We start from the raw sequence: 8,872 nt of genomic DNA on the forward strand, positions 1-8,872 counted from the left end.
GGGTTGGGCTGGGCGGCGACGCTGCCCTCCGTCCGCGCGCAGTTCCTTCCCGCCGTCGACTCCGCGAAGGCCTGGGTGAAGGCGGAGTTGGATTCGCAGCCCTCGAAGGACCCCGCGGCGGAAGCGCCGTGGCCTCCTCAACAGAAGCCGGGCCCGCCGCCGGGCTTTCCTGGCACGACGGCGCCGGTGGACCCACGTCCGGGGGCCCAGGCCGCCGCGCAAGAGCCCGCACCGGAGCCCGTCGAGAAGCAACCCGCCGCACCGGAGCCGTCTGGCACGCCCTCGGTCCGCACCGCGTCCGTCACGTCCCCGCGCAAGGGGAAGGATGCCGCGACGTCACCGACCGGGAAGGGTGTGGCGGAGGCCTCCGGCAAGCCCACCCCGCGCCGCGCCGAGAGCAAGGCCAAGGATGTGCCCGAGCCGGTCACCACCGTGACGCAGGACCCGGACATGTTGGCGGAGGTGATGGACACCAGCACGCCCAAGGGCGCGGCGAAGGCGGGCCTGGGGTGGATCACCCTCTACACGGTGCCTCGGGCGGCCGTGTTCGACGGAGCCACCCAGTTGGGGACCACTCCGCTGCTGAAGTTCCCCCTGCCGGTGGGAACCTACAGCCTGAGGTTGGTCGACCCCACGGATGCGGAGGCGGCGAGCCGTCGTTTGTCGGCGCCCGTGCGTCCCGGCGAAGTGACCAAATTGCAGATTCGACTGGCGGACCTCCCCCTGTACAAGGAGTGAGCGCCGTCCTTGACGCCCCCGGACCCCCTCACTAGGGTCCGCGGGCTCTTCCTTCGACGCAATGCGAGAAGGACACCCAAAGCTATGTATTTCCAGGATCTGATCTTCACGCTCCAGAAGCACTGGGCCGACCAGGGCTGCATCAACACGCAGCCGTACGACCTCGAAGTCGGCGCCGGCACCATGGCTCCGTACACGTTTCTTCGCGCGCTCGGTCCGGAGCCCTGGAACGTGGCGTACGTGCAGCCCTCGCGGCGCCCCGCGGACGGCCGGTTCGGAGAGAACCCGAACCGCCTGTTCCAGCACCACCAGTTCCAGGTCATCCTCAAGCCCGCGCCGAAGAACGTGCAGGAGCTGTATCTGGAGTCGTTGCGGAAGATTCGCATCGACCCGCTCGAGCACGACATCCGGTTCGTCGAGGACGACTGGGAGTCCCCCACGCTCGGCGCCTGGGGCCTGGGCTGGGAGGTGTGGTGCGACGGGATGGAGGTGACGCAGTTCACCTACTTCCAGCAGTGCGGCGGCTTCGACTGCAAGCCCGTCTCCGCGGAGCTCACCTACGGGTTGGAGCGCATCTGCATGTACCTGCAGAACGTGGAGAACGTCTTCGACATCGAGTGGGTCAAGGGCGTGAAGTACCGCGAGGTGTTCCACCCCAACGAGGTGGAGATGAGCAGGTACGCGCTCCAGGAGTCGGACGCGGGCATGCTCTTCGCTCTGTTCGACGCGTACGAGAAGGAGTGCAAGCGCCTCATCGAGCGTCAGCTGCCGCTGCCGGCGTATGACTTCGCGCTGAAGTGCTCGCACACGTTCAACCTGTTGGATGCGCGCGGCGCCATCTCCGTCACGGAGCGCGCGGCGTTCATCAAGCGCGTGCGCGACAACGCGCGGCTGTGCGCGGAGGGCTACCTCCAGATGCGCGAGCGGCTGGGTTACCCGCTGTTGAAGACGCCGTGGACGGTGGGAGAGCAGCCGGCCCTCCTCGAGGGCAAGCCCGCCAGCGAGTACTGGAAGACGGTGCAGCTCAACAAGCCGGTGGAGAAGAAGGAGAAGGCGGAGGTGGCTCGTGGCGCGTGACCTGCTGCTGGAAATTGGCGCGGAGGAGATTCCCGCGTCGTTCATCGGCCCCGCGCTGGAGGACCTGCGTCGCGTGTTGACGGAGCGCATGGCGGAGGCGCGCCTGAAGCACGGTGAGGTGAGCGTCTACGGCACGCCCCGGCGGCTGGCGGTGCTGGTGCGGGACGTGGCGGACTCGGGCGAGGACGTGGTGAAGGAGGTGCTGGGGCCCAGCGCCAAGGCCGCGTTCGACGCCGAGGGCAAGCCCACCAAGGCGGCGGAGAAGTTCGCCGAGAGCCTCAAGCTGTCGGTGGACAAGCTGGGCCGCTCGCAGACGGCGAAGGGCGAGTACCTGTCCGCGCGCGTCGAGGAGAAGGGGCGTCCGGCGGCGGACACGCTGAAGGACGCGCTGCATGTCGCGGTGCACTCCATCAACTTCCGCAAGTCCATGCGCTGGGGTGACGTGGAGGCGTCCTTCGCGCGGCCGGTGCAGTGGCTGGTGGCGCTGCTGGGCGGCGACGTGATTCCCGTCGTCTTCGGCGACGTGAAGAGCGGCCGCACCACCCACGGTCATCGGTTCCTGGCGCCGGGCGCCATCGAGCTGAAGGCGCCCGCGGACTACGAGGCCGCGCTGGCGAAGGCGAACGTCGTCGCGGACATCGCGAAGCGTCGCGCGCAGTTGGTGGAGAAGTTGGCGGCGGCCGCGAAGGCGGCCGGCGGCAAGCTGCTGGAGGACGAGGGATTGGTGGACCAGGTGACGAACCTGGTGGAGCTGCCGAGCCCCGTCGTCGGGACGTTCGAGGAGCGGCACCTGGACCTGCCCCCGGAGGTGCTGGTGCAGGAGATGAAGAGCCACCAGCGCTACTTCTCGCTGGTGGACGGGGCGGGGAAGCTGCTGCCCAAGTTCATCGCCGTGTCCAACACGCCCGTGCGCGACGAGCAGCTGAGCCTCCGCGGCTACCAGCGCGTGCTGCGCGCGCGTCTGGCGGACGGCCGGTTCTTCTTCGACGAGGACCGCAAGACGCCGCTGATGGACCGCGTGGAGAAGCTGGGCCGCGTGGTGTGGCAGGGGCAGCTGGGTACGTATCTGGAGAAGGTGGAGCGCTTCCGCACGTTGGGCGTGTGGTTGGCGGTCCAGACGAAGCGGGCAGGGGAGAGCGCGACCATCGAGCGCGCCGCCACGCTGGCCAAGGCGGACCTCGTCACCGGCATGGTGGGCGAGTTCCCGGAGCTCCAGGGCGTCATGGGCCGCGAGTACGCGCGCGCCAGTGGCGAGCCGGAGGCGGTGGCCCAGGCCATCTTCGAGCACTACCTGCCTCGAGGCGCCGAGGACGCGCTGCCCACGCAGGACGCGGGCGCGCTCATCGGCATCGCGGACCGGCTGGACTCGCTCTGTGGCATCTTCGCCATTGGCAAGGCGCCCAGCGGCGCGGCGGACCCGTTCGGGCTGCGCCGGGCGTGCATCGCCATCATCCGGCTGGTGCTGGGCCGGGGCTATCGCTTCAGCCTGGCGGGAGCGGTGGACGAGGCGCTGCGGCTGCTTGCGCCCAAGCTGACCAACGTCAAGCGCAAGGCGGGTGATGCCGCTCCGCGCGAGCAGGTGCTGGAGTTCTTCCGGGGCCGGCTCAAGTCGCTGTGGGGCGAGCAGCACCGCACGGACGTGGTGGAGGCGGTGCTGGCGGCGGGGTTCGACGACCTCGTGGCCGCGCACAAGCGCCTGGAGGCGTTGAGCCTCATCGTCGGGCGCGCGGACTTCCAGCCCCTGGCCGTGGCCTTCAAGCGCGTGGTCAACATCGTGGAGAAGCAGGGCCGCGACGTGGCGGGCGGGCAGACGCAGTCCCAGAAACTGGTGGACGACGCCGAGCGTCAGCTCCACTCCGCCTTCACCCAGGCCCGCAACTCCGTGGCGGGGTTCGTCCAGTCGGACGACTTCTCTGGCGCCCTGAAGGAAATCACCGGTCTGAAGCCCGCCGTGGACACCTTCTTCGACAAGGTGATGGTCATGGCCGAGGACAAGGAGCTCCGGGAAAACCGTATCCGGCTCCTCACGGAGATTGGCGCCCTGTTCAACCAGGTGGCCGACTTCTCGAAGATCCAGGCCGAAGCGGCCGCCTGACCGCCGTCTGGCGGTTGCCTGCCCCCCGGGGGATGAAGCACGTCCCCGGGGGTCCCAGTTCGTCTGCTGGAGGGCTCCCGGGAATGGATGCCATCCTTTCCGGTTGCCCGGGGGGAGGCCCCTTCCTACACTCCGCCCCCCTCTGATGCGCGCCTACCTCGTCACCTCCGCGCTGCTGCTCGTGTCGTGTTCCGTCGACTCCGAGCCGCAGCCTCCGCCGTCCACTCACCTCGTCTATCCGAGCGGTGTCGCCTTTTGGCGCCCCGAGGTTTCTACATCCACGAACGGATTCTTGTACGTGGCGGGAGCGAACTTCGACAAGTGTTACGCCTCCGGCGCGGTGACGGCGCTGGACCTGGACGCCCTGGGGCTGCGGCCCTTTGGCAAGGACTTCTCCGACACCACGGAGGCCCCCTTCCCCGCGCTCATCACCGAGCTGCACGTCACGGCGCCGGCCTTCGTGCTCATCGACAGCTTCGCGGGGGAAATGGCCCTGTGGAGTCCGCCCGGACGCCCGCCTCGCCTGTTCGTCCCGACGCGCGCGGAGGGAAGCTACCTGCAGGTCATCGACGTGTCGGATGACGGCGCGAACTTGAACTGCGCGCAGGGGGGTAACGGGCGCGACTGCCGGGTGAACGCCCTGTCGCTGGTGGGTGTCCCGGGCGCGTCGAAGGACGGCCTCCCTGGCGCCCCGTCGCCGATGGGCGTCGCCGTGGAGCGCACCAACCCCGACGCCCGGGTGTGGGTGACGCACACGGAGCTGGTGGGCCCGCCCGCGGCGGAGTCCCAGTCCGAGCTCCAGTCGTACCTGGTGGACCTGCCCGCCTCGGCTCCCACGCGCGAGGAGCTGAGCACGTCCAGCTTCGTCCCCCTGGGCGTCGGTGGCCTGCTGGCGGGCGCGGCGCACTCGGTGGCCATCGGTGGCCGCTACCTCTATGCGTCCGGGCGGAACTCCGCGACGGAACAGCTGGGTGCGCTCGCCGCCAGCTTCGTGCTGCGGCTGGTGGACCGGACGAACACGGGGCGCGTCCTCGAGTCCGACCTGAAGGCCATCTACTCCATCCGCGAGGCGCGAGGCATCGCGGTGGCGCCGCTGATGATGCGCGACAATCCGACGCAGGTGGACCCCAATCGCGAGCGTGTCTACCTGCTGGCGCGCGGCCCGGACACGCTGCTCGTGCTCGACATCGAGAACGCGCTGGCGGACCTGCCCACGCTGCGTGTGGTGTCGGCTCAGTCGCTGCCGGAGAGCGCCAGTGAGCTGGAGGTCATCTCGCGTGGCCCAGGCCGGGGCAACCTGGTGGCGGTGACGGGCAGCGGCGACGAGGCCGTCTCCATCTACGACGAAGAGGTGGGGCAGCTCGTCGCGCAGGTGCTCGTGGGCAAACAGGACCCGGCCCAGCCCAGCCAGCCCTTCGGATTGACGGCGGACGTGCGCAACAACTCGGCGCGCCTGTTCGCCACCACCTTTGGCGACGGACGCGTCGCTGTCATCGACATTCCCAACCTCGACCGGCCGCAGGATGCGCGGTGGGTCGCCCTGCTCGGCGCGCAGCAAATGCGCGACACGCGTCAGGGCACCAGTGTGTGCCAGGAGTCCTCCCCGTGAAGTGCGGAACCCTCACCCTCCTCCTCGCGTGCGCCGGGCTGACCGTCGGTTGCTCCGACACCCAGGCCACGACGGGCATCGCCGGTCTGTCTGGGACCTATGACCTGACGCTCGTCGGGAACCTGGTTTTCGTGACGTCGTCGGACCGGGACGAACTCCAGGTGTTGGACCTGTCGGCCAATCCCAGGCAGTTCATCCCCGCGCCCAACCCGCTCCAGACGCTGGCCATCCCGGTTCTGGACCGGCCGGACTCGCTCACGCATGACGTGGGCTACAAGGCCGATGGCTCGGAGCTTCCAGGGCCGTACGTGTACGCGCGCAGCGCCGGAGCCTCGCAGATCTCCGTGGTGGCAGCGGACCCCGCGCGACTGGTGCAGGTGCATCCGCTGTTCGCGCGCAGCCTGGTGACGGCCTTCGCGGCCCGCTCGCCGGACGTGCGCCCCGAGGGCGAGCCGGCGGCGCCGAGCGTGCTCTACTACGCCATGCAGGACCCCGACGCGCCCTTCGAGGACGACAGCGGTGGCTCTCGCATCGAGCGTCAGGCGCTGCCCGGGCCCGAGGCGCTCGAGGCGGGCGAGCTGGTGCCGGCCCCGGTGACGCTGTTCTGCCTCCAGCCAGGCGAGTCAGTCCAGGCGATGGCGGTGCTGCCGGACAACCAGCTCGTGGTGGCCACGCGGCAGGCGTCCGGGCGCTCCGGGCGCACGCTGCTGGTGACGGATGCGAATCCGACCACGAGCGAGAACTGCACCATTCCGTCCACGGCGACGCGCGACCTGTCCGCGGGCTTCGACAACACGCCCGTGCGGATCGTGGTCTCCCATCCCCGCGTCGTCACCCGACAGGATGACACCTCGACTCCCGACGTGAACGAGTTCTCCGAGATGCCAGCGGGTCGGTTCGTCTATGGCGTCAAGGACGAGGTCTCCTGCGGCGGGGCACCGGAGTGCTCTGGTGTGCTCGCGGTGGACTCGACAACAGGGCTGAAGGCCACGGACCTGAGTGGCGCGCCCATGCTCCCCATCCTTCCCCAGGATGGTCTCCCGACGGGGCTGGCGCTCATCCCGGATGCGTCGCTGCTCCTGACCCTCATCGGAGACGATGGAGGGGTGTCGGTGAACGATACCGCCACCGTGCCGCTGCTCGGCTTGATGCCCTCGTCCAACGGCTCCATCACCGTGTTCTCCGCGAGCGATCGACGCGACTTCGACCTGGATACGCGCAGGGCGTTCGTGAACGTGGTGGCCCGCAACCAGGCGGAAGAAACAATCGACATTGCAGGGGTGTCCACGCGCGTCGACGTGTCTCAAACCCTTGAGTATCCCTGCGACCCGGCGAATCCCACGGGGCCGAGCGTCACCCGCAAGGGCCTCTTCGAGGGCTCGGTGGCGAATGGCCTCTTCCGCTTCATCTACCAGGGGGCATTCCCGGGTGCGTTCGACCTGGCGCGGGACCTGTCGACGCCGACGAGCTTCGAGATTCCCCAGCCCGCCGAGGCCAGCAAGCAGGTGAGGGTGGGGGATGTGATCGTGCTGGCCAGCCTGGATATCATCTGCACGACGGACCTGGTCGTGTCGTCGATTCAGCCCGCGGCGGAAGCAGGGAAGGTGCGGCTGGAGACGCTCACCCCCATCCCGACGGACTGCGCGGAGCTCCCTCTTTTCACGGTGCTGGCGTCGGGAGAGCAGCCCTTCCTGCTGGTGGATGAGAACGGCAGTCTGCTGTCGCGAGACGTGGAGGGTGTCGGGTCTGGCTATGAGATCCCGACGGGCTCCTACACTTTCCATCCGACCGACTTCCTGGCGACGACGACGCTCACGGGCTGTGGCTCCGGGGGCCTGACAGTGCCCCTCTATCCGCCCACCCCGCCGCCCCTGCGGCTCCGCGTGGACGTCAGCGAGGGTCTGGTCCGAGGAGACCGCTACGTGGTGGCGGTGGGCTCGGGCGTGCTCACCCACGTCTTCGGGGTGAATACGTCGAGCAGTTCGGGCGCGGGTCTGCAGTTCTACACCCTGCCAGGCCCCGTCGTGGGCTCCCAGGCGGGTGGCACCGCGCTGGCCTACATCGCCTATCCTTCCGCGGACGGAATTCTACAGGTGAACCTGAACGAGGTGCGGACCAACACCCTCAACGACGTCGCGCTGTCCTACTTCGAGTAATTGGGCGTGGGGAGAGGTGTCTGTTAGAGTCCGGGTCATCCTGTACCGTCCGAGTCAAGACCGATGATCGATCAGAACTCACGCCCCGCCCGCAAGGTCGGAATCGCCGACCACCTGTGGGACACGTACGAAGAGATGGCCCAGCAGATGGGCTCGGACCGCGATGCGCTGATCAACCAGGCGCTCTTCATGTTCGCGCGTCTGAACGGCTTCATCGAGGCAAGGTCTCGAGCGGAGGCGCACGCCGCGCCCTCCGCCGCGCCCGCGCCCGCGCGTCCGGCCCCCATCTCCGCGGCTCCCGCTCCTCGTGCTTCTTCGCCCCCGGTGCTGGCGCCCGCGCCCGCCCCGAAGGCGGAGCCGCCTCCTCCGCCTCGTCCCGGTGCCCGTTCGGCCGCCGCTGAAGAGCGCGCTTCCGCCAACGGCCTGGACAATGACCCGGTGCGCCGCGAGGTGGCCGAGCGCGTCCTGGAGACGGCCGCGGAGCTGGAGCGCCTCATCAAGGGCAAGAACGAGCCGCCTCCTCCCAACGACGACATGGTCGAGGAGGATGAGGAGCCGCTGCCCGAGGATCAGGACGACCCGGGCCTCGAGGACGAGCAGGCCGAGCCCGAGGAGGAGCCCGCAGACGAGCTCGCCGAGGAGGAGGACGAAGGCAACGCCCTGTACCTCGTCACCGAGTCCGGAGATCAGGAGCGCATCATCAAGGAGCGCTTCGTCATCGGCCGCGGCAAGCACTGCGACTTCGTCATCAACTCCGGGAAGGTCTCCCGCGAGCACGCGGTCATCGCCCAGGAAGGCCACGATTGGATCATCGAGGACCTGGGTTCGTCCAACGGCACGTGGTTCAACAAGCAGCGAATCAAGCGCCGGAAGGTCGAAGACGGGGACGAGTACTTCATCTGCAGCGAGAAGATCCGGCTCGTCCTCCGGTGAGTGAGCCCCGTCTTCCGGGGCAACTCGCTGTTCGCCAATTGACGGCCTCCAGGCGTCCCTGGTTTGATACCGGACGCCTGGACGCGAATGGGACAGGCGACGGATGACGCCTGGACACATCGCGCTGTGGACGGTCCTTGGAGTGGCCCTGGTGATCTCGGTGGTAACCGATGTCTTGCGCCGAGAGATCCTCGACGTGGTCACCTACCCGCTGATGGCGGTGGGGCTGGGAGTGCGCCTCGCCACCGAAGGGGTGGGAGGGCT

At 68.8% G+C, this 8,872-nt stretch carries 5 protein-coding genes and 2 pseudogenes; all 7 read left to right on the forward strand.

What is annotated here, in order from left to right; genetic code table 11:
- Nucleotides 1-738, forward strand: a pseudogene (locus HR086_RS41415) (serine/threonine protein kinase); the annotation flags it as partial.
- Nucleotides 739-822: 84 nt separating this feature from the next.
- The gene (glyQ, locus tag HR086_RS41420; RefSeq protein ID WP_141648943.1) at nt 823-1,815 is read left to right on the forward strand and encodes a glycine--tRNA ligase subunit alpha; all 993 of its coding nucleotides are present in this window, start codon (nt 823-825) and stop codon (nt 1,813-1,815) included.
- Nucleotides 1,805-3,910, forward strand: coding sequence for a glycine--tRNA ligase subunit beta (gene glyS / locus HR086_RS41425; protein WP_174458997.1), 2,106 nt, complete (start codon nt 1,805-1,807; stop codon nt 3,908-3,910). The genes glyQ and glyS overlap by 11 nt, the downstream gene beginning before the upstream one ends.
- Before the next feature lie 298 nt (nt 3,911-4,208).
- Nucleotides 4,209-5,519 (forward strand): YncE family protein, encoded by a 1,311-nt coding sequence (locus tag HR086_RS41430; RefSeq protein ID WP_246137831.1) that lies wholly within the window; start codon nt 4,209-4,211, stop codon nt 5,517-5,519.
- Nucleotides 5,516-7,675 (forward strand): hypothetical protein, encoded by a 2,160-nt coding sequence (locus HR086_RS41435; RefSeq protein WP_373564417.1) that lies wholly within the window; start codon nt 5,516-5,518, stop codon nt 7,673-7,675. Before HR086_RS41430 ends, HR086_RS41435 begins: the two co-directional genes overlap by 4 nt.
- Before the next feature lie 63 nt (nt 7,676-7,738).
- Nucleotides 7,739-8,608 carry an FHA domain-containing protein gene (locus HR086_RS41440; RefSeq protein ID WP_174468378.1) on the forward strand — a complete coding sequence of 290 codons (870 nt, stop codon included), beginning with the start codon at nt 7,739-7,741 and terminating at the stop codon, nt 8,606-8,608.
- Nucleotides 8,609-8,711: 103 nt separating this feature from the next.
- A pseudogene (locus tag HR086_RS48975) lies at nt 8,712-8,872 on the forward strand (prepilin peptidase); the annotation flags it as partial.

Origin of the sequence: Myxococcus sp. CA039A (genome assembly GCF_013336645.1) — a bacterium.
GTDB classification, from domain to species: domain Bacteria; phylum Myxococcota; class Myxococcia; order Myxococcales; family Myxococcaceae; genus Myxococcus; species Myxococcus llanfairpwllgwyngyllgogerychwyrndrobwllllantysiliogogogochensis.

Coding starts and splice junctions, on each gene's coding strand:
- glyQ (WP_141648943.1), top strand. CDS start 823: ATGTATTTCCAGGATCTGATCTTCACGCTCCAGAAGCACTGGGCCGAC.
- HR086_RS41440 (WP_174468378.1), top strand. CDS start 7,739: ATGATCGATCAGAACTCACGCCCCGCCCGCAAGGTCGGAATCGCCGAC.